At 39.0% G+C, this 25,740-nt stretch carries 24 protein-coding genes and 5 tRNA genes; 2 read left to right on the top strand and 27 right to left on the bottom strand.

Annotated features, from left to right (window positions below; genetic code table 11):
- Nucleotides 1–2: 2 nt before the first annotated feature.
- The 19 genes from LCM02_RS14675 to rpsU form a co-directional block, all read right to left on the bottom strand.
- Complete coding sequence (locus LCM02_RS14675; RefSeq protein ID WP_224931651.1) at nucleotides 3–1,133, bottom strand: aminotransferase class I/II-fold pyridoxal phosphate-dependent enzyme; 1,131 nt, start codon at nucleotides 1,131–1,133, stop codon at nucleotides 3–5.
- A gap of 48 nt (nucleotides 1,134–1,181) precedes the next feature.
- Nucleotides 1,182–1,496 carry a DUF3467 domain-containing protein gene (locus LCM02_RS14670; protein ID WP_224931648.1) on the bottom strand — a complete coding sequence of 105 codons (315 nt, stop codon included), beginning with the start codon at nucleotides 1,494–1,496 and terminating at the stop codon, nucleotides 1,182–1,184.
- Nucleotides 1,497–1,543: 47 nt separating this feature from the next.
- On the bottom strand, nucleotides 1,544–5,815 hold the full coding sequence (rpoC, locus tag LCM02_RS14665; protein ID WP_224931646.1) for a DNA-directed RNA polymerase subunit beta': 4,272 nt from the start codon (nucleotides 5,813–5,815) through the stop codon (nucleotides 1,544–1,546).
- 78 nt (nucleotides 5,816–5,893) lie between these two features.
- Nucleotides 5,894–9,709, bottom strand: a complete 3,816-nt coding sequence (gene rpoB / locus LCM02_RS14660; RefSeq protein WP_224931644.1) for a DNA-directed RNA polymerase subunit beta — start codon at nucleotides 9,707–9,709, stop codon at nucleotides 5,894–5,896.
- 112 nt (nucleotides 9,710–9,821) lie between these two features.
- A complete protein-coding gene (gene rplL, locus LCM02_RS14655; protein ID WP_224931642.1) occupies nucleotides 9,822–10,196 on the bottom strand; it encodes a 50S ribosomal protein L7/L12 in 375 nt (124 codons plus the stop codon).
- 41 nt (nucleotides 10,197–10,237) lie between these two features.
- The gene (rplJ, locus tag LCM02_RS14650) at nucleotides 10,238–10,756 is read right to left on the bottom strand and encodes a 50S ribosomal protein L10 (RefSeq protein WP_224931640.1); all 519 of its coding nucleotides are present in this window, start codon (nucleotides 10,754–10,756) and stop codon (nucleotides 10,238–10,240) included.
- Nucleotides 10,757–10,775: 19 nt separating this feature from the next.
- Nucleotides 10,776–11,465: a 50S ribosomal protein L1 gene (rplA, locus tag LCM02_RS14645; protein ID WP_224931638.1), complete on the bottom strand. Its 690-nt coding sequence runs from the start codon at nucleotides 11,463–11,465 to the stop codon at nucleotides 10,776–10,778.
- 4 nt (nucleotides 11,466–11,469) lie between these two features.
- A complete protein-coding gene (rplK, locus tag LCM02_RS14640; RefSeq protein WP_224931635.1) occupies nucleotides 11,470–11,916 on the bottom strand; it encodes a 50S ribosomal protein L11 in 447 nt (148 codons plus the stop codon).
- Between the two features lie 67 nt (nucleotides 11,917–11,983).
- Nucleotides 11,984–12,538 carry a transcription termination/antitermination protein NusG gene (nusG, locus tag LCM02_RS14635; RefSeq protein ID WP_224931633.1) on the bottom strand — a complete coding sequence of 185 codons (555 nt, stop codon included), beginning with the start codon at nucleotides 12,536–12,538 and terminating at the stop codon, nucleotides 11,984–11,986.
- A gap of 9 nt (nucleotides 12,539–12,547) precedes the next feature.
- Nucleotides 12,548–12,739, bottom strand: a complete 192-nt coding sequence (gene secE, locus LCM02_RS14630; protein ID WP_224931631.1) for a preprotein translocase subunit SecE — start codon at nucleotides 12,737–12,739, stop codon at nucleotides 12,548–12,550.
- 16 nt (nucleotides 12,740–12,755) lie between these two features.
- Nucleotides 12,756–12,828, bottom strand: a tRNA-Trp gene (locus LCM02_RS14625).
- A gap of 157 nt (nucleotides 12,829–12,985) precedes the next feature.
- A complete protein-coding gene (gene tuf, locus LCM02_RS14620) occupies nucleotides 12,986–14,173 on the bottom strand; it encodes an elongation factor Tu (RefSeq protein ID WP_224931629.1) in 1,188 nt (395 codons plus the stop codon).
- Nucleotides 14,174–14,242: 69 nt separating this feature from the next.
- Nucleotides 14,243–14,314 (bottom strand) — tRNA-Thr (locus LCM02_RS14615).
- A gap of 109 nt (nucleotides 14,315–14,423) precedes the next feature.
- Nucleotides 14,424–14,496, bottom strand: a tRNA-Gly gene (locus tag LCM02_RS14610).
- A gap of 27 nt (nucleotides 14,497–14,523) precedes the next feature.
- Nucleotides 14,524–14,604 (bottom strand) — tRNA-Tyr (locus LCM02_RS14605).
- Nucleotides 14,605–14,635: 31 nt separating this feature from the next.
- Nucleotides 14,636–14,709: transfer RNA gene (locus LCM02_RS14600), tRNA-Thr, on the bottom strand.
- Between the two features lie 154 nt (nucleotides 14,710–14,863).
- The gene (gene hpf, locus LCM02_RS14595) at nucleotides 14,864–15,160 is read right to left on the bottom strand and encodes a ribosome hibernation-promoting factor, HPF/YfiA family (RefSeq protein WP_224931627.1); all 297 of its coding nucleotides are present in this window, start codon (nucleotides 15,158–15,160) and stop codon (nucleotides 14,864–14,866) included.
- A 3-nt stretch (nucleotides 15,161–15,163) separates the two neighbouring features.
- Nucleotides 15,164–16,054 (bottom strand): tyrosine-type recombinase/integrase, encoded by an 891-nt coding sequence (locus LCM02_RS14590; protein WP_224931625.1) that lies wholly within the window; start codon nucleotides 16,052–16,054, stop codon nucleotides 15,164–15,166.
- Between the two features lie 156 nt (nucleotides 16,055–16,210).
- On the bottom strand, nucleotides 16,211–16,408 hold the full coding sequence (gene rpsU / locus LCM02_RS14585) for a 30S ribosomal protein S21 (RefSeq protein WP_224931623.1): 198 nt from the start codon (nucleotides 16,406–16,408) through the stop codon (nucleotides 16,211–16,213).
- Nucleotides 16,409–16,522: 114 nt separating this feature from the next.
- On the opposite strand from rpsU, the gene LCM02_RS14580 reads away from it, so the two are divergent.
- Both LCM02_RS14580 and LCM02_RS14575 read left to right on the top strand, forming a co-directional pair.
- Nucleotides 16,523–17,539 (top strand): endonuclease/exonuclease/phosphatase family protein, encoded by a 1,017-nt coding sequence (locus LCM02_RS14580; RefSeq protein WP_224931621.1) that lies wholly within the window; start codon nucleotides 16,523–16,525, stop codon nucleotides 17,537–17,539.
- The gene (locus LCM02_RS14575) at nucleotides 17,508–17,753 is read left to right on the top strand and encodes a hypothetical protein (RefSeq protein ID WP_224931619.1); all 246 of its coding nucleotides are present in this window, start codon (nucleotides 17,508–17,510) and stop codon (nucleotides 17,751–17,753) included. The genes LCM02_RS14580 and LCM02_RS14575 overlap by 32 nt, the downstream gene beginning before the upstream one ends.
- Nucleotides 17,754–17,780: 27 nt before the next feature.
- Here LCM02_RS14575 and LCM02_RS14570 read toward each other — a convergent pair whose 3' ends face one another.
- The 8 genes from LCM02_RS14570 to aqpZ form a co-directional block, all read right to left on the bottom strand.
- Entirely contained in the window at nucleotides 17,781–20,039 is a 2,259-nt protein-coding gene (locus LCM02_RS14570; protein ID WP_224931617.1) for a transglycosylase domain-containing protein, read from the bottom strand.
- 65 nt (nucleotides 20,040–20,104) lie between these two features.
- Nucleotides 20,105–20,776: a hypothetical protein gene (locus LCM02_RS14565; RefSeq protein ID WP_224931615.1), complete on the bottom strand. Its 672-nt coding sequence runs from the start codon at nucleotides 20,774–20,776 to the stop codon at nucleotides 20,105–20,107.
- A gap of 105 nt (nucleotides 20,777–20,881) precedes the next feature.
- Complete coding sequence (locus tag LCM02_RS14560; protein WP_224931613.1) at nucleotides 20,882–22,168, bottom strand: carboxypeptidase-like regulatory domain-containing protein; 1,287 nt, start codon at nucleotides 22,166–22,168, stop codon at nucleotides 20,882–20,884.
- Nucleotides 22,169–22,274: 106 nt separating this feature from the next.
- A complete protein-coding gene (locus tag LCM02_RS14555) occupies nucleotides 22,275–23,150 on the bottom strand; it encodes an ATP-binding cassette domain-containing protein (protein WP_224931610.1) in 876 nt (291 codons plus the stop codon).
- Entirely contained in the window at nucleotides 23,143–23,823 is a 681-nt protein-coding gene (gene modB / locus LCM02_RS14550) for a molybdate ABC transporter permease subunit (RefSeq protein ID WP_224931608.1), read from the bottom strand. The genes LCM02_RS14555 and modB overlap by 8 nt, the downstream gene beginning before the upstream one ends.
- Nucleotides 23,820–24,218, bottom strand: coding sequence for a TOBE domain-containing protein (locus tag LCM02_RS15965; protein WP_224931606.1), 399 nt, complete (start codon nucleotides 24,216–24,218; stop codon nucleotides 23,820–23,822). The genes modB and LCM02_RS15965 overlap by 4 nt, the downstream gene beginning before the upstream one ends.
- On the bottom strand, nucleotides 24,215–24,982 hold the full coding sequence (modA, locus tag LCM02_RS14540; protein WP_224931604.1) for a molybdate ABC transporter substrate-binding protein: 768 nt from the start codon (nucleotides 24,980–24,982) through the stop codon (nucleotides 24,215–24,217). Before modA ends, LCM02_RS15965 begins: the two co-directional genes overlap by 4 nt.
- Before the next feature lie 22 nt (nucleotides 24,983–25,004).
- On the bottom strand, nucleotides 25,005–25,697 hold the full coding sequence (gene aqpZ / locus LCM02_RS14535) for an aquaporin Z (protein ID WP_224931602.1): 693 nt from the start codon (nucleotides 25,695–25,697) through the stop codon (nucleotides 25,005–25,007).
- Nucleotides 25,698–25,740 lie beyond the last annotated feature (43 nt).

Genomic DNA, 25,740 nt, shown 5'->3' with positions numbered 1-25,740 from the left:
TTCTACACAAAAGTACTCAATAAAAAAAGAACTTCCTGAATTTCATCGGTAGTATTGTAGCTGTGAATGCAGAACCTTATGCGTTCCTCTCCAAGAGGAACTGTAGGGTATAATATGGGTTTTGCATCATATCCCTTGTTGGCTAATCTGGAAGAAATTTCCTTCACTTTTTCGGGGGATCCGAATACAGCACTCTGTATAGGGCCCTCACTTTCTATAAAATAATCCTCAAGTTTAAAACGGATCATATTCTCTTTAAAACAGGATATATTCTTATGAAGCTTTGATCGAGCTTTACTTGTGGGCAGAAATAAAAGCGCATTTTTCACCGATAAGACAGTGTGTGGAGATGGTGCAGTGGTATAAATGAAGGAACGTGAAAAATTTATAAGATATTCCTTAAGCAAAGAAGATCCTGCTATCATCGCACCGTGACAGCCCAAAGCCTTTCCAAAGGTGTGTATCCGGGCAAAAACCAGGGATTCCAACTGTTTTTGAACTACGATACCTTCGCCATTTGGGCCAAAAACTCCTGTAGAATGCGCTTCATCCACAACGAGTTTAAAATTCAGTTCAACAGAGAGGTCTACCAGCTTTTCAATCGGGGCAAAATCACCATCCATGGAATAAACTGATTCTACTATGACATAATCTTCTCCCACACTTGGCGTAGCTTTCAATTTTTTTCTTAAATCCTCAATATCATTATGTTTAAACCTGAAAGATTTTGCATTTGATAAGGTAATGCCATCGCGAATAGAAGCATGTGAATATTCATCATAAAAAATCCGATCCCCACGCTGTGGTACCGAAGAGAGCAATCCCAAATTGGCGTCATAGCCCGAATTAAAAATCAAAACGGACTCGGCTTTAAAAAAGGATGCCAGATCCTTTTCAAGTAAAGTATGAATTTCGAAGTTTCCGGTCAATAATCGCGACCCCGTGCTTCCGTTGAGATGTTTAATCTGTTTTAAATCTGTTTCGGACTTCAAAGCGATGGATTTCTCCATGGAAAACCCGATATAATCATTTGAAGAAAAATCAATCAACCCCTTCGGTTCACCTAACTTCCTGAGCGTATTTCCAAGTTCTCGATCCTTTAATTTACTTTTAAGCTTTGAGGGAAAATTCATAGCGCTAAAATAAAAAAAACGGAGATAACTCCGTTTTTAATTCAATTTTTAAGCCTGTCCTGTTGGACCAAAATTCATTGGAATAGGTGGCTGCTCGTAATCTTTGATCTCTCCATTCTTTGACTCAAACCGCTTGACATTATCGGCAAGCGCTTTGGCAAGTCTTTTGGCATGCTGAGGCGTAAGAATGATCCTGGACTTCACTTTGGATTTGGGAGAGCCAGGCATCACGTTAATAAAGTCAATGACAAACTCGGAGATGGAATGGTTTATTATAGCAAGATTTGCATAAGTTCCATCAGCCGTCTTTTCATCAATTTCAATATTGAGCTGATTCTGATTCTGTTTCGCTTCCTGTGACATAATGCACTATTTAAAAAAAAAGGCACGAAACTTCGTGCCTTTTACTATTAATTTTCTTCTATTTCCTCTTTGGCACCAACGATAATATGATCGTATTCTCTCATTCCTGTTCCAGCAGGAATTCGCTTTCCGACAATCACATTTTCTTTTAATCCTTCAAGGTAATCTTCCTTACCACTAACAGCAGCTTCATTCAATACTTTCGTCGTTTCCTGGAAAGATGCGGCTGAAATAAATGATTTGGTTTGAAGTGACGCTCTTGTGATTCCCTGAAGAATTGGTTCCGCCGTAGCAGGAACTGCATCACGAGCAATCAGCAAGTTCTTGTCATTTCTTCTCAATATAGAATTCTCATCCCTTAAAGCTCTGGCAGATACAATCTGGCCTGCTTTCATATTGGTTGAGTCTCCTGCATCTTCAATGACCTTAAGTCCGTAAATATTATCATTCACTTCCATAAAATCATTTTTGTGCACCAATTGATTTTCAAGGAATATGGTATCACCAGAATCAATCACTTTTACTTTACGCATCATCTGTCTTACAACAACTTCAAAATGCTTGTCATTGATCTTTACTCCCTGAAGTCGGTACACTTCCTGAATTTCATTCACCAAATACTCCTGAACCTTGGCCGGCCCCATAATATTTAAAATGTCTGTTGGAGTTGTAGCACCGTCAGATAAAGGCATACCCGCCTTAACAAAATCATTTTCCTGAACCAGGATCTGATTTGACAATTTCACCAGGTATTTCTTAATATCTCCCAATTTGGATTCAACGATAATCTCTCTGTTACCTCTCTTGATTTTTCCAAATGAGATCACCCCGTCAATCTCTGAAACAACTGCAGGGTTAGATGGATTCCTCGCCTCGAACAATTCCGTAACTCGAGGAAGACCTCCTGTGATATCCCCGGCCTTTCCTGACTTACGAGGTATTTTGACCAAAATTTGCCCCGGCTCTATTTTTTGACCTTCTTCGATCAATAAATGTGCCCCGACAGGTAGTGAATAAGACCTTAAAGTCTCTCCTTTCGTGGTCTGAACGTGTAAGGTTGGAATAACTCTTTTCTTCTTGGAATCTGAAATTACTTTTTCCTTAAATCCAGTCTGTTCATCCATTTCAACCTGGTAGGTAACTCCTTCGATCAGATCTTCAAATACAGCTTTACCACCAAATTCAGAAACAATTACACCATTATATGGATCCCACTGGCAAATTACATCACCTTTTTTCACTTGTTTCTTACCGCTCACAAAAATATGAGAACCGTAAGGAATATTATTTGTACTCAATACAATTCCTGAGTTCTTATCTAAAATTTTGAATTCAGAAGTTCTTGAAATAACAATTTTAACAGCATTTCCTTCACTGTCCACACCATCTACAGTCTTCAGATCATCAATCACCAATTCTCCGGTGTGATTCGCTACCAAACGGCTATCTTCAGAAATGTTTCCGGCAATACCACCCACGTGGAAGGTTCTCAACGTTAACTGAGTACCCGGTTCACCAATCGACTGTGCTGCAACAACACCAACGGCTTCACCTCTTTGAACCATTTTATTACTTGAAAGACTCACTCCGTAACACTTGGTACAAATTCCTTTTTTCGCCTCACAGGTTAGTGCAGAACGAACCTCAATTGAATCCAATTCGGCATCTTCAACCTTTTTCACAGATTCTTCATCAAATAGTCCACCTGCCTCAATGATCAATTCGTCCGTTCTTGGATCGTATACATCATGCAAGGAAACCCTACCAAAGATGCGTTCAGAAAGTGTTTCAACAATTTCATCATTGTTCTTAAGCGGTTTTACTTCCAATCCTCTTAAGGTGCCACAATCTTCCTCATTGATAATCACATCCTGAGCAACATCCACAAGTCTTCTGGTCAAGTAACCCGCATCAGCAGTTTTTAAAGCCGTATCCGCAAGTCCCTTTCTCGCACCGTGTGTTGAGATAAAGTATTCAAGAATCGAAAGACCTTCTTTAAAGTTCGAAAGAATCGGGTTTTCAATAATTTCTCCACCACCTGCAGTAGATTTTTTCGGCTTAGCCATCAATCCACGCATACCGGTCAACTGTCTGATCTGCTCTTTGGATCCCCTTGCTCCGGAGTCAAGCATCATATATACCGAGTTAAATCCTTGCTGGTCTTCCCTTAACCTTTTCATTGAAAGCTCTGTCAACCTGTTGTTGGTAGAACCCCAGATATCAATTACCTGGTTGTATCTTTCCTTGTTGGTCAACATACCCATATTATAACTGGCCATGATAGAATCAACCTGCTTGTTTGCATCGTTGATCATCGTGTGTTTCTCTTCCGGAATAATAATATCCCCTAAACTGAAAGACAATCCTCCCTGGAAGGCAAATTTGTATCCCATGTTCTTGATATTATCAAGGAATTTACCCGTTGTAGGAACATCAGTTACTTTCAGTATGTCACCAATAATATCTCTTAAAGACCTTTTGGTCAGTACCTCATTGATAAACCCGGCCTCTTCAGGTACTACTTCATTAAACAAGACCCTACCCACTGTAGTTTTGATAATCTTGTTTACCAATTCACCATGCTCATCAAAATCCTTTTCTCTAACCTTGATACTGGCATTAAGATCTACTTTTTTCTCGTTGAAAGCAATTTTAACTTCCTCTAAAGAATAAAATGTAGTTCCTTCACCTTTTACTTTATGGTCAGGTGTAGATAATCTTTCTTTGGTCATATAGTAAAGACCCAATACCATATCCTGAGAAGGTACCGTAATCGGGGAACCATTCGCAGGGTTCAAAATATTGTGAGAAGCCAGCATTAACAACTGAGCTTCTAAGATTGCTTCCTGTCCCAGCGGAAGGTGCACCGCCATCTGGTCACCATCAAAATCCGCGTTAAATGCCGTACATACCAACGGGTGTAACTGAATTGCCTTACCTTCGATCAGTTTTGGCTGGAAGGCCTGAATACCCAGTCTGTGCAAAGTAGGGGCCCTGTTCAATAAAACGGGATGTCCTTTCAATACATTTTCCAGGATGTCCCAAACCACTGGTTCTCTTTTATCTATGATTTTCTTGGCAGATTTTACGGTCTTGACAATACCTCTTTCGATCAGTTTTCTGATGACAAAAGGCTTGTACAATTCCGCAGCCATATCTTTCGGCAATCCACATTCATATAATCTCAATTCCGGTCCAACGACAATTACAGAACGTGCAGAATAGTCAACACGTTTACCTAACAGGTTTTGTCTGAATCGACCTTGCTTCCCTTTAAGCGAATCTGAAAGAGACTTCAAAGGTCTGTTTGATTCTGTTTTAACAGCAGAAGATTTTCTGGTGTTATCGAATAATGAATCCACAGATTCCTGCAACATACGCTTCTCATTTCTCAAGATCACCTCTGGTGCCTTGATCTCCATCAATCGTTTCAATCGATTGTTACGAATGATTACCCTTCTGTACAGATCATTCAAATCAGAAGTTGCAAAACGCCCTCCATCCAAAGGAACCAAAGGCCTCAATTCTGGTGGGATAACGGGAACAACCTTCATGATCATCCATTCGGGCTTATTCTCTTTTCTTGAATTTGCATCTCTAAAAGCCTCAACAACATTCAATCTTTTCAAAGCTTCCATTTTACGTTGCTTTGAAGTTTCAGTGTTTGCCTTATGTCTCAATTCGTATGATAAACTGTCAAGGTCAATTCTTGCAAGAAGTTCGATCAAACACTCAGCACCCATTTTGGCGATGAATTTATCAGGATCGTTGTCATCAAGGTATTGATTTTCCTGAGGCAATGTTTCAAGAATATTCAAATATTCTTCCTCCGTAAGGAAATCCATTTTCTGCAATGGCTCTCCCTCTTCATTCTTGGCAATACCCGGCTGGATCACTACGTAACGCTCATAGTAGATGATCATGTCAAGCTTTTTCGATGGAAGACCCAACAGGTATCCCATTTTATTAGGCAATGATCTAAAGTACCAGATATGTGCTACCGGAACAACAAGATTAATATGTCCAACACGGTCCCTACGAACTTTCTTTTCAGTTACTTCAACACCACATCGATCACAAATGATCCCTTTATATCGAATTCTTTTATATTTCCCGCAGGCACATTCATAATCTTTGATAGGTCCAAAGATCCTCTCACAAAACAATCCGTCTCTTTCTGGTTTGTGCGTACGATAATTAATGGTCTCAGGTTTCAAAACCTCTCCTTTTGATTTCTCAAGGATGGTTTCCGGGGAAGCCAGACCAATGGTAATTTTATTGAATTTTTTTACAGTGTATTTTTCTCTTTGTCTTGCCATGGTAATGGATAGAATTAAATGTAAAAATTATATTGTAGTTCCACCTGAACGTAAAGTCAGGTGGAACCTGGATTGTTATTATTCTTCTAACTTAAGGTCAAGTCCCAGTCCTTTCAATTCATGCATCAATACATTGAAAGACTCTGGCAAGCCTGGTTCAGGCATTCTGTCTCCCTTAACAATCGCCTCATAAGTCTTGGCTCTACCAAGTACATCATCCGATTTAACAGTTAGGATTTCCCTTAAAGTAGATGAAGCTCCATAAGCTTCAAGTGCCCATACCTCCATTTCACCGAAACGCTGACCACCAAACTGAGCTTTACCACCCAATGGCTGTTGTGTAATCAATGAATAAGGTCCAATTGAACGAGCGTGCATTTTGTCTTCAATCATGTGGCCCAGTTTGATAATGTAAATTACCCCAACTGTAGCCGGCTGATCAAATCTTTCACCGGTTCCTCCGTCATACAGATAGGTATGTCCAAAATCAGGAATACCTGCTTTTCTGGTCAACTCTGTGATTTCATCAATATTGGCTCCGTCAAAAATAGGAGTAGCATACTTCTCACCAAGATTCTGACCGGCCCAACCTAAAACGGTCTCATAGATCTGTCCAATATTCATCCTTGATGGTACACCCAGCGGATTCAATACGATATCTACAGGAGTTCCGTCTTCCAAGAAAGGCATATCTTCCTGTCTGACAATTCTTGCTACAATACCTTTGTTACCATGACGACCCGCCATTTTATCACCCACCTTCAATTTACGTTTCTTAGCAACATAAATCTTGGCCAGCTTGATAATACCTTTTGGCAACTCATCTCCAACCGTTACAGCAAATTTCTTTCTTCTTAAGGATCCCTGAAGATCACTTAACTTGATCTTATAGTTGTGGATCAACCTGTTCACCAGGTCATTCAGATCTTTATCAGTCGTCCAGACACCTTTGGTCAAATGCTCAAAATCAGTTACTGAATTCAACATTTTTAAAGTGAATTTCTTCCCTTTTGGAAGAATTTCTTCCCCAAGGTCATTTTGAACTCCCTGAGAAGTTTTACCATTGATCAAACCAAACAGCTTGTCAAGTAAAATATTTCTAAGTTTGTCATATTCCACAGAGAACTCAACTTCAAGGCTGTTCACTTCCTCTTTGTCTTTTACTCTCTTGGCCTTATCCTTTATAGCTCTTTGGAATAATTTTTTATCGATGACTACTCCTCGAAGAGATGGTGAAGCTTTTAACGAAGCGTCTTTAACATCACCTGCATTATCTCCGAAAATAGCTCTTAATAATTTTTCTTCAGGAGTTGGATCAGATTCACCTTTTGGAGTAATCTTCCCGATAAGAATATCTCCAGGCTTGATCTCTGCACCGATACGGATCATACCGTTCTCGTCAAGATCTTTCGTAGCTTCTTCACTGACATTTGGAATATCGGCAGTCAATTCTTCAGCCCCCAATTTAGTGTCCCTTACATCCAGTGCATATTCATCAATATGGATCGATGTAAAAATATCTTCTCGAACTACTTTTTCTGAGATTACGATCGCATCCTCAAAGTTGTAACCTTTCCAAGGCATAAAGGCCACTTTCATATTTCTTCCAAGTGCAAGCTCTCCTTTTTCGGTGGCATATCCTTCACAAAGAACCTGTCCTTTAACAACCTTATCTCCTCGACTTACAATCGGGTGCAGGTTGATTGAAGTTCCCTGGTTTGTTTTACGGAACTTGATCAGCTCATAGGTTTTAACATCCGAATCAAAGCTCACGATTCGATCATTCTCAGTACGTTCGTATCTGATTTCTACTCTATCTGAATCAACATAAATTACTTCACCTGATCCTTCTGCATTGATAAGGATCCTTGAATCTTCAGCGACTCTTCTTTCAAGTCCCGTTCCCACAATTGGAGACTCAGGCCTCATAAGCGGCACTGCCTGACGCATCATGTTGGATCCCATCAAAGCCCTGTTCGCATCATCGTGTTCAAGGAATGGAATCAATGAAGCCGAAATCGAAGATATCTGGTTTGGTGAAACATCCATGTAGTTCACTTCGTTTACCGGGACTACCGGGAAATCACCATCCTCTCTGGCAACAACCTTCTCAAGAACAATCTCACCCTTATCATTTAGTTCAAGATTCGACTGGGCAATTTTTCTTCCTTCCTCTTCTTCGGCACTCAGATAGATTGGTTTTTCAGTAACGTCAACTTTACCTTCATTTACATTTCTGTAAGGAGTTTCAATGAATCCAAGATTGTTAACCTTCGCGTAAACAGCAAGTGAAGAGATCAAACCAATGTTTGGTCCTTCAGGCGTTTCAATCGGGCATAGCCTTCCGTAATGAGTAAAGTGAACGTCACGAACCTCAAAACCTGCTCTTTCCCGAGAAAGACCACCAGGTCCTAAAGCTGATAATCTTCTTTTATGGGTAATCTCCGCCAATGGATTGGTCTGATCCATAAACTGAGATAACTGGTTGGTTCCAAAGAAGGAATTGATAACGGATGACAAGGTTTTTGCATTGATCAGATCAATAGGCGTAAACACCTCGTTATCACGAACATTCATTCTTTCACGAATTGTTCTTGCCATCCTTGAAAGTCCCACACCAAACTGTCCTGCCAACTGCTCTCCAACAGTTCTTACACGACGATTCGATAAATGGTCGATATCATCTACCTCTGCCTTTGAATTGACCAAATTGATCAAATTCTTAACGATAGTAATAATATCTTCTTTTGTTAATACTTTTTCCTCTATGTCAACATCAAGCCCTAATTTCTTATTCATTCTGTAACGACCAACTTCTCCAAGATTGTATCGCTGTTCAGAAAAGAACAGTTTATTGATGATTCCTTTTGCCGTTTCATAATCTGGCGGTTCAGCATTACGCAACTGACGATAAATATGTTCAACAGCCTCTTTTTCAGAGTTTGTTGGATCTTTTTGCAAGGTGTTATGAATAATGGCATAATCACCAGCTTCATTGTCTAATTTATGTAACAAGATCGTTTTGGCACCTGATTCGATAATCTCCTCTACATGCTCTTTTTCAAGAATGGTATCCCTGTCCAGAATGATCTCGTTTCTTTCGATGGAAACTACCTCACCTGTATCTTCATCCACAAAATCTTCAAACCATGTTTTAAGCACCCTAGCGGCTAGTTTTCTGCCAAGTACTTTTTTCAGTCCGCTTTTTGAAACTTTGATTTCTTCTGCAAGATCAAAGATCTCCAGTATATCCTTATCACGTTCAAATCCAATAGCTCTGAATAAGGTAGTTACCGGTAATTTTTTCTTTCTGTCAATATAGGCGAACATCACCTGATTGATATCTGTTGCAAATTCTATCCAGGATCCTTTAAAAGGAATTACTCTGGCTGAATACAATTTGGTTCCATTCGCGTGGAAAGATTGTCCGAAGAAAACACCAGGTGAACGGTGCAACTGCGAAACGACAACTCTTTCTGCTCCGTTAATTACGAAGGTTCCACTATGTGTCATATACGGAATCACTCCCAGGTACACATCCTGAACAATAGTTTCAAAATCTTCGTGTTCCGGATCAGTACAATATAATTTTAAACGAGCTTTAAGAGGCACACTATAGGTCAAACCTCTCTCAATACATTCTTGAATGGAATATCTTGGCGGATCTACAAAGTAATCCAGGAATTCTAAAACAAAATTATTTCTTGTGTCGGTAATTGGGAAGTTTTCCATGAAGGTTTTGTATAAACCTTCGTCACTCCTTTCATCAGATTTGGTCTCTAATTGAAAAAAATCCTGGAAAGATTTAATCTGAATATCCAGGAAATCAGGATATTCGGTAATCAATTTAGCTGATGCAAAGTTTACTCTTTGGGTTTTTTGTTTCGTTGCCAATGGAGAAAAATTTAAATTTAAATTATAAGAACGAATATATATGCAAAATGGTTTAGGTCTAAGTGGTTTTACCCCAAAGACCTAAACCTCAAATGTTTAGCGGATGATCTGCTTACTTAAGCTCAACCTCAGCTCCAGCTTCTTCTAAAGACTTTTTAAGACCTTCTGCCTCATCTTTAGCGATACCTTCCTTGATAGGTGCTGGGGCACTATCAACGATTCCTTTAGCTTCTTTCAAGCCTAAACCAGTTAATTCTTTAACCAATTTAACTACAGCCAATTTAGATCCACCTGCAGCTTTAAGGATAACATCAAATTCTGATTTCTCCTCAGCAGCAGCTTCACCACCACCTGCAGGACCTGCTACTGCTACTGCAGCGGCTGCCGGCTCAATACCATATTCTTCTTTTAAAATATTTGCCAATTCATTAACTTCTTTTACTGTTAAGTTAACCAATTGTTCTGCGAAATCTTTTAACTCTGCCATTTTTCTACTGTTTAAATTTTATTATTTAGTTTATTAGTGTGTTATTCTTTTTCTGATAAAGTCTGAAGTATACCGTGAATTTTACCACCACCTGACTGAAGTGCCGAAACAACATTCTTAGCAGGCGATTGCAACAATCCGATAATATCTCCAATCAATTCTTCTTTAGACTTGATGTTAACAAGGTTTTCAAGTTGATCGTCACCAACATAGACAGCCTCTTCAACATAGGCTCCTTTCAAAATTGGTCGGTCCTTGCCTTTACGGAAAGCCTTGATCACCTTAGCCGGAGCATTTCCGGTCTCTGCCAACATTAAAGATGTATTACCTTTCAATACTTCAGGTAATTCTCCAAAATCTTTATCACTGGTCTCCATCGCTTTTGAAAGCAATGTGTTTTTCACTACAGCCAGCTTTACGTTCGCTTTAAAACATGCTCTACGTAAATCAGACGTATCTGAAGCATTCAATCCTGAGATATCAGCCAAATAGATTACTGGGTTATCAGCTAACTTGCCAGTTAAATCTTGTATTACTTGCGATTTTTCTTCTCTAGTCATAATTCAAAAATTTACGGCATTAAACTGTTTTAGTGTCTATTTCAACTCCAGGGCTCATCGTACTCGACAAGAAAATACTCTTGATATATGTACCCTTAACAGTTGATGGCTTCAATTTTACAAGGGTTCTGATCAATTCATTTGCATTTTCGGCAATTTTATCAGCTTCAAATGAAACCTTTCCGATTGATGCATGAACAATTCCAGTTTTATCCACTTTAAAATCAATTTTACCACCTTTTACGTCTTTGACTGCTTTTGCAACATCCATGGTAACGGTACCGGTCTTTGGGTTTGGCATTAAACCTCTCGGGCCTAATATTCTACCTAAAGGACCTAATTTACCCATTACACTAGGCATGGTCACAATAACATCAACATCTGTCCATCCTCCTTTAATTTTCTGAAGGTATTCATCCAATCCTACGTAATCTGCTCCTGCTTCCTTAGCTTCAGCCTCTTTATCAGGAGTTACCAATGCTAAAACTTTAACATCTTTACCTGTACCATTTGGAAGGGTTACGACACCTCTAACCATTTGGTTTGCTTTACGCGGATCCACACCCAAACGCACTGCAAGGTCAACACTTGCATTAAAATTTACGTTTGTAATTTCCTTAACCAGAGAGGAAGCCGCCAATACATCATGTGATACATTCGCGTCAACTTTAGCTCTAGCTTCTTTTTGCTTCTTTGTTAGTCTTGCCATTTTCTTACGCTGTTTTAACCGGAGCCGTTCCTTTTACACGAATTCCCATAGATCTAGCTGTTCCTGCAATCATCAACATAGCCGATTCAACCTGAAATGCATTCAAATCCTGCATTTTGTCTTCAGCGATTGTTCTTATTTGATCCCAGGTTACACTAGCTACTCTCTTACGGTTAGGTTCTCCAGAACCCTTTTTCACTTTAGCTGCCTCTAACAATTGAACTGCTGCTGGCGGAGTTTTAACAACAAAATCAAAAGATTTATCCTTGTAAACATTAATTACAACCGGTAAAACTTTTCCTGCTTTGTCCTGAGTTCTTGCATTAAACTGCTTACAGAACTCCATGATGTTAACTCCGGCGGCACCCAAGGCTGGTCCTACTGGTGGTGACGGATTAGCCGCACCTCCTCGAACCTGCAATTTTACTACCTTACTAACTTCTTTTGCCATCGTTTTAACTTTAATTAATAAAATACATCAAGTGGAAGCTAATGTATTTACATAATACCCGTAACATTTATGAAATTTTTTCAACTTGCATATAGTTAAGTTCCAGTGGTGTTTTACGACCAAAGATCTTTACCATAACTTCAAGTTTACGCTTTTCCTCATTTATTTTTTCGATGGTACCATCAAAACCATTGAATGGCCCGTCGATCACTTTTACTGTCTCGCCAATAATAAAAGGTATTGCAACATTTTCGTTCTGTACAGCAAGATCATCCACCGTACCTAACATCCTGTTGACTTCTGATTTTCTCAATGGAACCGGATCTCCTCCTTTGGTTTCTCCAAGGAAACCAATCACACCCGTTACAGATTTGATCACGTGTGGGACTTCTCCGCTTAAATTCGCCTCAACCATAATATATCCAGGAAAGTAAACCTTTTCTTTATGGTATTTCTTACCATTTCTGATCTGGATCACTTTTTCCGTAGGAACCAATACCTGGCTGACAAAATCAGATAGACCCAAACGAGCAATTTCATTCTCGATATAGGTTTTTACCTTATTTTCCTGCCCGCCGATAGCCCTAACAGCATACCATTTCATTACAGTAGAATCAGACATATTCATGTATTAATTAAAAATATTGAAAAAATTTTCCAAGCCCATTTGAAAGAACTTGTCTACCAGGAATACAGCAATGGCAAATATCACAGTGAACACTGCCACCAATACGGTATTCTTTTGAGCTTCGTTTCTTGGCATCCATGAAACGTTATTCTGCAGCTCCTCAAATGATTCCTTGATGTAATTTACTATACCCATTATTATCCTTTTTACGCACGGGTGGAGAGGCTCGAACTCCCGACACCTGGTTTTGGAGACCAGTGCTCTACCAACTGAGCTACACCCGTATGGATAGAAAACAACGTATTCGCATACATTGTTCGTCCCCCTTGTTTATAGTAAGTTTCTCCGAAGAAAAACATACTTTTTAAAAAGAATACAAGGCGCTTCCGTAAAGAAGCACCTGATATTCTAATCTTTTATTTCAACTGAATATGATTATGATTAATCAAGAATTTCAGTTACCTGACCAGCTCCAACTGTTCTACCACCTTCACGGATAGCGAATCGAAGACCGATGTTCAAGGCAATTGGCTGAATCAAATCAACTGTAATAGTCAAGTTGTCACCAGGCATTACCATTTCAACACCATCAGGTAAGTTAATAGTTCCTGTTACGTCTGTAGTTCTTACGTAGAACTGAGGACGATAGTTCTTGTGGAAAGGAGTGTGACGACCACCTTCTTCTTTCTTCAAGATATAAACCTCAGCTTTGAATTTAGCGTGTGGAGTAATTGAACCTGGCTTACAGATTACCATACCTCTTTTGATTTCGTTTTTATCGATACCTCTTAAAAGGATACCAACGTTATCTCCAGCCTCACCTCTGTCCAAAATCTTACGGAACATCTCTACACCAGTAATCGTAGAAGTCAATTTCTCAGCACCCATACCAATGATATCTACAGCATCACCTGTATTGGCAACTCCAAGTTCGATACGACCTGTAGCAACAGTACCACGACCTGTAATTGAGAATACATCTTCAACAGGCATCAAGAAATCTTTATCAACGTCTCTCTTAGGAATTTCAATCCAGCTATCAACAGCATCCATCAATTCAACAACTGTATCAACCCATTTTGCTTCACCGTTAAGTGCCCCAAGAGCTGAACCTTGAATTACAGGACCATTATCTCCGTCATACTCGTAAAAAGAAAGAAGATCTCTAACTTCCATCTCAACCAATTCTAATAATTCCTCATCGTCAACCATGTCCACTTTGTTCATGAATACAACAATTCTAGGAATACCTACCTGACGTCCTAAAAGGATGTGTTCTCTAGTTTGTGGCATTGGACCATCAGTAGCAGCAACAACCAAGATAGCACCGTCCATCTGAGCAGCACCAGTTACCATGTTCTTAACGTAATCCGCGTGACCTGGACAGTCAACGTGTGCATAGTGACGGTTAGCAGTAGCATATTCTACGTGCGCTGTGTTAATTGTTATACCTCTTTCTTTTTCTTCAGGAGCGTTATCGATCTGATCGAAATCCTTTACTTCAGAAAGTCCTTTATCTGCCAACACTTTTGTAATGGCAGCAGTCAAAGTAGTTTTACCGTGGTCAACGTGTCCAATAGTTCCAATATTTAAATGGGGCTTTGAACGATCAAAAGTTTCTTTTGCCATGATTGTTAAATTTTAATCTTAGTTATATATATATTCGTGTTTAATTCTAAATTTGAAGCATCTTCATTGAGCCAATGACGGGATTTGAACCCGTGACCTCTTCCTTACCAAGGAAACGCTCTACCCCTGAGCTACACCGGCTTGTTTATGTTTAAAAACCGGACTCCTTTTATTGTATCTGTGCTCAAGTACAAAATCACCTGGAACAGGTTTTATTTATTCCAACTTCATATAATGAGTTGAAAAATAGAGCGGGAGACCGGGCTCGAACCGGCGACAATCAGCTTGGAAGGCTGAAGCTCTACCAACTGAGCTACTCCCGCTTAAATTTTTTACCTTAAACAATCTTGTGGGGAGAGCAGGATTCGAACCTGCGAAGGTTTCCCAACAGAGTTACAGTCTGTCCTCGTTGGCCGCTTGAGTATCTCCCCTCAATATTTTTCTATTTTTTTCAAAGACCTGAGCCGATGGAGGGACTCGAACCCACGACCTGCTGATTACAAATCAGCTGCTCTAGCCAGCTGAGCTACATCGGCTTTTTTACTTTAAAATTCCTTCTAATTCCAATCAAAAACAATTTGAATTATCAGGAATCCTATATAAAAAAACAAACCGCTTTTTCTAACGGTTTGCAAATGTAAAAAGTTTTATTAGTTCTGCAAAACTTTTTGACTATATTTTTAAAATAATTTATGCTCTTAATTTCTCTTTTCTTTTAACTAATTGTCTCTTAACAGAATCAACTCCTAAACTAACCGCTTCCTCAAATGTCTTTGATTGTTTTTTGGCAACCACATCCACCCCGGGAAGGTTGATTCTTATATCCACGATTTTATTTTCTTTTTCACTTGTGCTTTGAACTTTGAGATAGACCTCTGCATCAATAATATGATCGTGGAATTTCTCCAGGTTATTAACTTTCTTTTCGATGTAATTGGTTAAATCATTACTGATGTTAAAATTTACAGACTGAACAGATACTTTCATAAGTTAATAGTTTTTATTGCTCCTTGGATGAGCTTGATTATACATCACTTTCAAATCCTTCAGATTACTATGCGTGTACACCTGGGTGGAAGCGAGGCTGGAGTGTCCAAGCAATTCCTTAACGGAATTCAAATCAGCGCCTTCGCTTAACAGCAGTGTTGCAAATGAATGTCGAACAATATGAGGGCTCTTTTTAATTTTTACGGATACCCTGCCAAAATAATTGTTTACAATTCTGTACACAAGGGTTGGATAAATTTCTTCGCCTTTTTTAGTCAGAAAAAAAGAATCAGATTTTACCTCCAAACCTTCTCTTAGCACTCTGTATTTCTTTATAGTGTTCCTTACTGAATTCAATAACGGCAACTGTCTTTCTTTATTTCTCTTACCAACAACTTTAACAAGATTTTGAGACAAATCAATTGATCCTTCTTTTAGGCCTATCAACTCCGCTCTTCTCATACCCGTTGTATATAAGAGTTCAATAATCAACTTATCCCTTACCTGTTCAAAACCTTCAGCATGTTCAAAAAAGTCAAGGACCTCATTGATCTCATTTTCAGAAAACGGAAGATTCACTCTTTTTTCTACTTTTAGAGACTGATGCTTCCGTAGAGGATGTTCTTCAATCTGTTTTGATTTCAAAAGGTAATTAAAATAGGATCTCAATGAACTTACTTTCCGGTTTATTGATCTGTTTGAAATACCAACTTCAACCAGCGATACGATCCAACTTCGAATTAAGGAATAAGAAACCTCAGAAATTTCATTTAATTGAAACTCTTTGGTGCAGAACTCTTGAAAAGAGATCAGGTCTTTTTTATATGCCGTAATTGTATATGGAGAATATTTTCTTTCGCAATCCAGATAAGTTATAAAATGAGATATACTCAAAATGATTCTTCTGTTATCAAATACCGATTCAGTTACATTCTTACTACTGAACTTTCAACACTACTTTCAAAAATACAAAAATTAGAAGTAAATCTTAAACTTTTAACAAAAAAAAGTCCCGAAAATCGGGACACTTAGAATTATTTTTTAAAGGAATTAACCTTTCTCTTCTGAAGTTCTGATAGCCTGAACATACTGAGCTTTTTGAATTTGTTTACGTCTTACCACAGAAGGCTTTGTAAACTCTTTTCTTTCTCTCAACGTCTTCATAGTTTTCGTTCTATCAAATTTCCTCTTAAAACGTTTTAACGCTCTGTCTATATTTTCACCATCCTTAACAGGAATAATTAACATAGTGGGGCACCTCCTTTCATCTGTTCCTTTTAAAATTATTTTTTGGGCTGCAAATATACAAAGAAATTGTATTAAAAATATTTATTATATTTATTTTTTATTCTTTCCCCCAAAATGAAATCAACCCTCAAGAACCTTTTCATACTTCTCGTTTGCCTGTTTTTCTTATTAGTGGGCTTTTATCTCTGGGCTTCTTCACCAAACTTAAGTAGTTTGACCTATAATGAAACAGGAGGCTATGAATATACAGGAACCCAACCTAACGATACCATTCATAGTATCATGACATACAATATTGGGTATTTAAGCGGCATGACCAATAATCTTCCTGTTGAGAAACCAAAATCTCTATTTGATCAAAACTTGAACAAAGTCATCTATGAACTCAAAAAAAGTGATGCTGATATTGTATGTTTTCAGGAAATCGATTTTGATTCTAAGCGTTCTTACTATATCGATCAGCAACATGAAATTGCAAAACTTGGTTACCCGTATTTTGGAAAAAATATCAACTGGGACAAAAAATATGTTCCCTTTCCCTACTATCCTTTTTCCATGCATTTTGGAAAAATCCTTTCCGGGCAATCGGTTTTAAGTAAATTCCCGATTCTTGAACAAGAACGTATAGAGCTCAAACGCAACCAAAACAATCCTTTTTATTATGACAGCTTTTATCTTGACAGGCTGGCTCAGTTGACCAAGGTGAAAATTGAAGGCAGAACAGTAGTGCTGATCAACGTACACCTCGAGGCTTTTGACAGTACCACAAGAAAGGACCAGTTTTATCAGATCAAAAACATCTATCTTAAATACGCTAAAAAATACCCAACCATTTTACTCGGAGATTTTAACAGCGATATCAATTATGAAGATGCCGGGATCAACATTATTCTTAAAATTCAAAATATAGGATGCGCCTCCTTTGACCCTGAAAATTTTGAAAACACCTATAATTCGGAGGCCCCTTCAGAAAGGCTTGACTATATATTTTACAACAAGGATTTTATTGAAGAAATTGATGCTATGGTTCTATCAAGATTTGAAACCGCTTCCGATCACTTACCTTTACTGATGAAATTTAAATTTAAAAACCAACAATATGCAAGTATTAGACAACAACCGAACCCTTGATGCAAAAGAATGGGCCCTGACCATTTTCATTTCCTCTCTACCGATAATAGGAGTCATTATGTTACTGGTATGGGCATTTACAGAAGAAACCAATATTCATAAAAAAAACTGGGCGAAAGGAACTTTGATACTTTGGATCATTGGATTCATAATCGCATTTGCATTTTTATTTCTTTTTGGAGGTATCGCTATCCTTAGTAAAATGTTTAATTAACGATTCAAAGTCTTTGTTAAAAGGGAATCAAGATTTTTCCTTTTTCCCAAAGAGTCTTTTAAACCAGGATTTTCTTTTCTCTTTTTTGGCCTGTCGTTTTGCTTTCTTGGAGGCTTTTTCAAAAGTGGTATTGCGGTCTTTGAAAAGATCGTCAAAAAACTTTTCAAAATCAGAATCGTCTATGTGATCAACGCAGGATATGGATTCAAGATACACTTCAGAAACCTCTAAATCCTTGAGGTACTTTGATTTTGTATTTGCATTTCTTTGAGACTTTTGCAAAGTCTTGGCCACGATCGGGAGTGCCAAAGTACTTCCTGCCCCATCAGAACCTTTGTTGAAATGGATCAATGGATATGTGGCACCTACCCTGCTGGCAATGACCAGATCATTGTTATATGCCAGGAACCATGCATCACCGTAGTCCTGTGACGTTCCTGTTTTACCCGCAAGGGAGCTTCTTACTCCATAAATGTTGGCCATGGATTTTCCGGTACCTTCATAAACAGCTTTTTCCAGCATGGCAGACATCATTCCACTGGTTGATTCCTGCAGCACCCTCTCTTGATCCATCGAACGGGGTCTTTGATAAAGCACTTTGCCCTGAGCATTTTTGATCCTATCAATAAAAACGGGCTTTACCTTTCTGCCTCCATTAGAAAACGCGGCATATGCAATAGTCATTTCATACAAACTGGCGCTGTTTGTACCCAAAGCCACAGAAGGTTTTTCCTGAAGTTCCTGTGAGAACCCAAGATTGGTCCAGGTTTCATTCAAACGCTCATATCCAACCTGAAAAAACAAATTCACCGTGGGAATATTCATCGATCTCGATAAGGAAGCGGCAATTGAGTATTTGCCACCTTGAGAACGGTCATAATTCCTCGGTTGCCAGTTATCAAAATCTTGAAGTATAAGTTCATCATTGTCCAAATACTGACAAGGCAGGGCACCTGCTTCAAGCGCGGAAGCATAAAGAATGGGTTTAAACGCTGATGCCGTCTGTCTTTGGGCAAATATCTGATCATAGGGATGGGTTCTGAAATCTATTCCACCTACCCAGGCTTTAACCGTACCACTCTTTGGGTTCATTGCCAGAAGCCCGGCATGTAACAGGGTAAGATTCAATGATATGCTGTCTCTGACTGAAATTGAATCGGAAGTAAATCCATCCCAGGTAAAAATCTCTCTCTTCTTCTTGATGTCTGCTTTATTCTCCAGATTCAGTCGGCTCAGTTCCTTTTCAACAAGAACCTCCAGCATTCTGCGATCAGTTCCCTTTGCGTATTGACGATTCAGTCTATTTTGCATCCGCCCCAGATGCGATGAAAATGCCTGAAGTGCATATTGCTGAAGATCATAATCCAAGGTGGTTTCAATAATAAGCCCACTCTTGTGAAGATCATATTTTGTTTCGGAGGTTGTGTTAATATTCTCGATTATGTGCTGTGCTTCCTTCTTGACCTGAACCAGGAAATAGTTTGCCGGACCTTCTGATTCAAGGTTTGCATAATCAAGTTTTAGGGGTAACTGCTGTAATCTATCTGCTCTATCTTCCTTCAGGTAGCCGTATTTCTGCATTTGTTCAAGCACCACATTTCTTCTTTGCAGCGCATGTTCCGGGTACAGTCTCGGATTGTAATATGTATTGGCCTTTAGCATACCAACAAGAACAGCAGATTCCTCCGTTTGTAAATCTTCAACATTCTTATTGAAGTATCTGTGTGAGGCCGCTTCAATTCCAAGGACATTTTCTCCAAAGGGAACCGTATTGAGATACAATGTCAAAATATCTTCCTTTGAATAAATACTTTCAAGTCGAGAAGCCAGAATAATCTCTTTGGTTTTGTTCACGGGCATCGAAAGGAAACCATAATTCTTTCTTCCAAACATATTCTTTGCCAGCTGCTGGGTAATGGTGCTTCCTCCACCCGAATTTTTTTGCTGAAGTATAACAGACTTGATCAGGACTCTGAACAAACTCCTGCCATCCACCCCTTCATGTTCAAAGTAACGCGCATCTTCTGTGGCGATCAATGCCTCAATTAGTTCTTTGGGAAACTGGTCAAACTCAACGTTGGTTCTGTTCTCTGCGAAAAACTTCCCAATGAGCTTACCTTGATCGGAAACAACCAGAGAAGCTGATTCGTTCTTAAATTCCTTAAGCTCTCCAATTGAATATACCTTCCCAAATACTCCCAAATAAACAAAACCAATAAACAATCCAAGTATCAAAACTCCGATCAGAAACAGTTTTGTCAAAAAAATCAACAGCTTTTTTCTCATAACATTTTTAGGAGGGGAGGACTAGATTTAACCAAGAATATTTACTTGATTGAAGAAGGCTATTTTTAATTTCTCATTACTACCAGGGTGGCTATATAACCTGTAAGTATATTCCATTCTTTATCTGCAAGAAGGATGCCATTTTCATCCAAAACCTTGAATTCAGCCGTATTCGGCCCTGAGGACCCTTGATTCAGGGCCTCAATATCAATTCGGTTGAATCCTTCTTTCAAATTAACATTTATCGTATAATAACCTGCTCTAAGGGTAATACTTCTTCTAACAACCTCTTCATTCACATAGAGCTTTACGCGGTCTCCGTCAACGTAACTATGGTCACGACAAATAATTTTTATGGATTTCGAACTGGTTTCAAGCTTCCCAAGCTCCAATGAGGTCTGGAATTTTTTTACACTAACGTCCTGGCCATTCCAGTATTGAGAAACCAAGACGTCTTTTTCTCGTTGATTGAAATCACTCAGGCTTCGCCTTCTTTTCTCGGGAACCACACTATGTGTCGGGAATTTTTCCGCAATCTCTTTGATGGTTCCAAAAACAGTTACCGTTTCGGCAGTTATATCCCTGGATTCCGCATCCTCAGGTACATACTCCATTGAGTTCTTATTTTCAGGCTCATACTGAAATACATCTGTTTCCTGCGCATTGTTATTGTCTATCTGTGCAATTGACAACAAGGGAAGGCAAAACAGAAAAACGAATATGGTGACCTTTTCCAACAACTGTAAGTTTTAATATTTTTTTCGGCGCGCAAATTACAAATTCTAACCTACTTTTTTATTAAAACTTTATTAAAACTTAAGCTTACAGTGAGTTCCGGACGCTTAGCGATTATAATTTCTCTGTATTTTTTTAATAGCGTTCTCTATGGATTTATCAGGCTCGATAACATTGAGTTCACCCCAGAATTCCGGATCTGAAAAACCTGAGGTTTCATCCGTAAGAATGACATTCCTTTTCATCCTGTCCCTGTTTCTAACTGAAATGTCCTGAGTATTCGGTTTCCAATCCGTGACGGCCATCTCAATGGCAACATTATACACCGAGTTAAATAATTTTTTATCCCATTTGATTTTAAAGCTAAGCTCGATCCTGCTATAACTAAAATGCCATTTTCCACCTGTTTCCTTATAGTCAATAATGTATTTGGTTTCCATTGGAATCACATCAGCGTTTGGTGGTTTTCTTCTTACGAAGAACTTTTTGGCCTTTTCCAGGTTTCTCAGGTTTAAACTGAAAACAGATTTCACCAAAGCGTAGGATTCTGTATCAACATACAATTTCCCCTCGTAAAATGGCTCTACGATGGAAGGGCGTTGAACAAAATCAATCACAAAGACATTTCTGTTGTCCAGACTGATTATTTTATCAAAGGAAAACTTATAGATCTCAAACATATCACCAGTAAAAAACAAATCACTGTTTCTCATCATATCCATGCTGAGATTGTTATAGGGACCTCCCTGAAGTTTGATCACAAGCGTGTCTATTTTTCTGTAATCGGTACTTTTTCTTGATTTTTCAAGTTCGGCGTAATCTCCTTGTGTTCCTCTCTGGCTCTTGTACACATCTACGACAGCCTCGGACAATGAGGCATACGTTCTTCTTTTCTTGATAGATTCACGATAAAACGCTTTTACAATAACCGGATCCTGATAGGAATTGGTTTTCCTTTGTTCAATAACTTTTTTAATGACTTTTACCGGTTCAACCTCCACCAAATTCACATCCGGAAGCTTCTCAAAAGATTCTTCCATACTTATTTTCATAACCTCCTGACCGAAGTTACTCAACGGGATCACTTTATTGTTATAACCCAGATAACTGATGATAACGCTTTCATTTTTCAAATTGTCCGGAACCTTTAACAAAAAGCCCCCTTCAAGATTTGAAATCGTTGAAATATTTGAATTACTGACAGTAATCGAAGCGTATTCCAGTGATTTTTTAGTCTTCCCATCCATAATGATTCCTTTGTATTCTCCATAACCCGGAGAACCCGTATCCTGGGCGATCAAATCGTGATGAGAAACCAGAAAAATCGCAAGGCATATAAAACTTGAAAATAATGCGGCAACATTATTACTTAACTTGTTATTTATCAATGTCATGACAAAATATTTTAGGCTTTAATTCAACTATTGAAATTACTGAATATAGTTAACATAGAAAAGAATTTTAACTTAATTATAACGTATTGAAAAAGGCCCGGTTCGATTAACTAATCTTGTGGATGATAGGATTAAATGCCTTGGAAGCAATAAGTACTTTATCCCCAACCTTAAGTTCTGCAGCTTCCTGGTCATTGGCAATGACCTTTACAAGGTCTTTCCCGATAAGAACCGTTACAATAACAATAAAATCCTGACGGACCATGTTGATGACTTCTCCCGTGAACTGAAACTTTGCATTAACTCTGTCACTGGTAAATAAATCTGCGGGAACTCCTTTATTGATAACCTTGCCGTTATCAAGCTGAACCATGAAATCAGACAACCTGATGATTTCAGAAACATCGTGACTAATTAATACGGTGGTTAAATTGAATTCCCTGTGCAATTCAAGGATATAATTTTGCAATCGGGATCTCATTTCTTGATCAAGGGCAGACAGAGGCTCGTCAAGCAACAATAGTTTTGGGCGACTCACCAGGGCTCGGGCCAGGGCAACCCTTTGCTTCTGACCTCCTGATAAAGCATGAGGCTTTCTATTTCTCAATTGTCCCAGATCAACAATCTCCACCAGTTTATTCACCATAGTTTCGGATTGTCCTTTTCGCAGTCCGTACCGTAAATTTTCTTCAACCGTCATGTTGGGAAAAAGAGCGTATTCCTGAAACACAAATCCGATTTCCCTTTTTTGAGGGGAAAGAGAAATTCCATTCTCTGTATCCAGCCATATATTGTCGGCATAACTTATCTTTCCCTTATCCGGAGTAAGCAATCCCGCAAGAAGCATTAACAAAGTACTTTTTCCCGCACCTGACTTTCCATAAATCGTCATTAGGCTTCCTTCCTCCAGCTTTAAATTCACATCGAGTTTCATCTCACCATCGGGCGATTGCAATAATTTCTCTAGACTGAATTCAATCATTAGACTTAAATTTAGAAAAATAGCCTCCATTAACCAGAAAGACGAAAAGCAAAATAACAAAGGTAATTGCAAATAAAACCAGTGAATAGGTATTGGCAGTGGCATAATTCATGCTTTCAACCTCATCGTAAATGGCAATCGAAGCCACTTTTGTTTTCCCCGCCAGATTTCCTCCAATCATCAAGACAACACCAAATTCTCCTATAGTATGGGCAAAAGCCAGGATAACTCCTGTTAAAATTGAAGGTTTGATGTTTGGTAATAACACCCTGATCAAGGTTTTGAACCTGGATTTACCCATAATAAATGAGGCATGCTTGAGGGAAGGTGATAAATTGGAAAAACCGGCCTGTATCGGGTGGACCATAAAAGGCAAACTGTAAATCATGGAGCCCAGTACCAGTCCCTCAAAAGAAAACACGAGTCTTAAGCCCAACCATTCATCCAGCCAGGTACCAAAGGCATTTGACGGGCTAAAAGCTAGAAGCATATAAAAACCAATTACAGTGGGTGGCAGGACCAGCGGCATGCTAACCAGAGTCTCAGCAAAAGGTTTGATCTTTGATCTGGTATAAGCCAGCCAGTAGGCCAATGGCACTGAGATAAGAAGCAGTAATAAGGTTGTTATCAAGGCCAGCTTAAATGTGATTACCAAGGGGTTCCAATCAATCATTTTGCAAGTATCAATTCATTGGTTTTTATCATAGCCGTCAACTCCATATTATTCTTGATGTTCAACTGCTCAACAGCATTTGAAGTAATAATGGAAGTAATACGGCCAACTTCAGTTTCTATGGAAACTTTACTTAATAAAGTATCCGATTCAATATTGCAAACTCTTCCTTTGAGTTTGTTTCTTAGACTAATCCCCCTCATATCTCCAACCCCTAATATCACTTCGGTTTCTTTGAAAATGACTTTAACTTCATTACCCACCTGGAGATAGTCTGCCGTATCCGGGGTGTCTATAAGGATCGAAGAAAAGATTTCAGATCCTACATGCACCCTCACTATGGAAAGATCTCCATTTACATTAATGTTGGCTATTTTACCTGAGAGTATATTCACTTTAGTTCTGTACGGTATCCAAACTTATGCAAAATTACTTTTCCTTCATCAGAAAGAAGAAAATCTTTGAATTTATTTGCATCCTCCATGAATTGATTTCTAACTTTTAAAATGACCATTCCCTGAGCAATCGGATCGTAAAGGCTCTCATCAATTTCGACCCATGTTCCTACATCCTTCATTTTGTTTGAAAGAACAACTGACTTTGAAGTAAATCCTAAATCTGCTGCTCCTGAGATAATAAATTGATTTGTCTGCCCGATGCTTTCTCCAAAAACAAGTTTTTCCCGGAGCTGATCCTGTAAATTAAGACCATTGATCACATTCATGGCCGCGACACCATAAGGCGCAGTCCTGGGATTTCCCAGGGCCACGAATTCCAGATGTCCCGAACTTAGAACGCCAAGGTCAAGTGTAATATCCTTCTTAACGGACCACAAAACCAGATTCCCATAGGCATAGGTAATAGGCTTAGAAAGCGTGAATCCCTCTTTAAACAATTCTGAGGGATATTTCATATCCGCAGAAAGAAAAAGATCAAAGGGGGCACCCTCCATGATCTGAGCCGTGAGTTTTCCACTGGAACTCATTACAATCTGACATTCCGTTCCCGTTTTCTCTGAAAAATTCTCAACGAGTTCCTCAATAACGAACTGGAGATTTGCTGCAGCAGCTATTGTAAAAACCTGTTTGCTTTCAGTTTTGCATGAAGCCAAAAGAATTACAATGAACAAGGAAACAGAACTCGCATGTTTTTTAATCATAGGCCCATAAACAATTTTAGCCTCAAGCTTCTTCGGGTGACATGAATTTGTAAACCAAACCGGCTATGACAGCACCGATTATTGGAGCTGCCCAAAACAACCATAATTGACCCAGAGCCCAATCTCCTACAAATAGTGCCTGGCTTGTACTTCGTGCCGGATTGACCGAAGTATTTGTAACGGGAATACTGATCAGGTGAATCAATGTAAGTGCGAGTCCGATTGCCAACCCTCCAAATCCTTTTGGAGCCTTGGAATGTGTTGCCCCTAAAATGACAATCAAAAACATAAAGGTCATGACAATTTCTGTTACAAGGGCAGCGGTCATGCCATATCCATCTGGTGAATGCTCTCCAAAACCATTTGCGGCGAAACCACTTCCTACAAGATCAAAACCTTCTTTACCGCTTGCAATCAAATACAAGATCCCTGCACCTGCAATTCCTCCAAGTACCTGAGCAATAATATAAGGTATAAGGTCCTTTTTATCGAATCGTCCCCCCATCCAAAGGCCAATGGAAACTGCCGGGTTCAGGTGACAACCGGAAATATGCCCTATGGCATAGGCCATGGTTAAAACCGTTAGTCCAAAAGCTAAAGAGACTCCTACAAATCCAATTCCAAGTTCCGGATAACCAGCTGCAAGAACAGCGCTACCACATCCACCAAGCACCAGCCAAAGGGTACCGATAAATTCTGCTAATAATTTTTTCATTTTTAAAAAGTTTGGTTAATGATTCGTTGCGATCCTGAAAACT

It is taken from the genome of Lutimonas saemankumensis (genome assembly GCF_020171465.1).
Lineage (GTDB): Bacteria > Bacteroidota > Bacteroidia > Flavobacteriales > Flavobacteriaceae > Lutimonas > Lutimonas saemankumensis.
This window is presented reverse-complemented; position numbering and strand designations above follow the sequence as displayed.

Bases quoted from the DNA above. Each gene is read 5' to 3' on its own strand.
- LCM02_RS14675 (WP_224931651.1), bottom strand. From the start codon at position 1,133: ATGAATTTTCCCTCAAAGCTTAAAAGTAAATTAAAGGATCGAGAACTT.
- LCM02_RS14670 (WP_224931648.1), bottom strand. From the start codon at position 1,496: ATGTCACAGGAAGCGAAACAGAATCAGAATCAGCTCAATATTGAAATT.
- rpoC (WP_224931646.1), bottom strand. From the start codon at position 5,815: ATGGCAAGACAAAGAGAAAAATACACTGTAAAAAAATTCAATAAAATT.
- rplL (WP_224931642.1), bottom strand. From the start codon at position 10,196: ATGGCAGAGTTAAAAGATTTCGCAGAACAATTGGTTAACTTAACAGTA.
- rplJ (WP_224931640.1), bottom strand. From the start codon at position 10,756: ATGACTAGAGAAGAAAAATCGCAAGTAATACAAGATTTAACTGGCAAG.
- rplA (WP_224931638.1), bottom strand. From the start codon at position 11,465: ATGGCAAGACTAACAAAGAAGCAAAAAGAAGCTAGAGCTAAAGTTGAC.
- rplK (WP_224931635.1), bottom strand. From the start codon at position 11,916: ATGGCAAAAGAAGTTAGTAAGGTAGTAAAATTGCAGGTTCGAGGAGGT.
- nusG (WP_224931633.1), bottom strand. From the start codon at position 12,538: ATGTCTGATTCTACTGTAATGAAATGGTATGCTGTTAGGGCTATCGGC.
- secE (WP_224931631.1), bottom strand. From the start codon at position 12,739: ATGGGTATAGTAAATTACATCAAGGAATCATTTGAGGAGCTGCAGAAT.
- tuf (WP_224931629.1), bottom strand. From the start codon at position 14,173: ATGGCAAAAGAAACTTTTGATCGTTCAAAGCCCCATTTAAATATTGGA.
- hpf (WP_224931627.1), bottom strand. From the start codon at position 15,160: ATGAAAGTATCTGTTCAGTCTGTAAATTTTAACATCAGTAATGATTTA.
- rpsU (WP_224931623.1), bottom strand. From the start codon at position 16,408: ATGTTAATTATTCCTGTTAAGGATGGTGAAAATATAGACAGAGCGTTA.
- LCM02_RS14580 (WP_224931621.1), top strand. From the start codon at position 16,523: ATGAAATCAACCCTCAAGAACCTTTTCATACTTCTCGTTTGCCTGTTT.
- LCM02_RS14575 (WP_224931619.1), top strand. From the start codon at position 17,508: ATGCAAGTATTAGACAACAACCGAACCCTTGATGCAAAAGAATGGGCC.
- LCM02_RS14570 (WP_224931617.1), bottom strand. From the start codon at position 20,039: ATGAGAAAAAAGCTGTTGATTTTTTTGACAAAACTGTTTCTGATCGGA.
- LCM02_RS14560 (WP_224931613.1), bottom strand. From the start codon at position 22,168: ATGACATTGATAAATAACAAGTTAAGTAATAATGTTGCCGCATTATTT.
- LCM02_RS14555 (WP_224931610.1), bottom strand. From the start codon at position 23,150: ATGATTGAATTCAGTCTAGAGAAATTATTGCAATCGCCCGATGGTGAG.
- modB (WP_224931608.1), bottom strand. From the start codon at position 23,823: ATGATTGATTGGAACCCCTTGGTAATCACATTTAAGCTGGCCTTGATA.
- modA (WP_224931604.1), bottom strand. From the start codon at position 24,982: ATGATTAAAAAACATGCGAGTTCTGTTTCCTTGTTCATTGTAATTCTT.
- aqpZ (WP_224931602.1), bottom strand. From the start codon at position 25,697: ATGAAAAAATTATTAGCAGAATTTATCGGTACCCTTTGGCTGGTGCTT.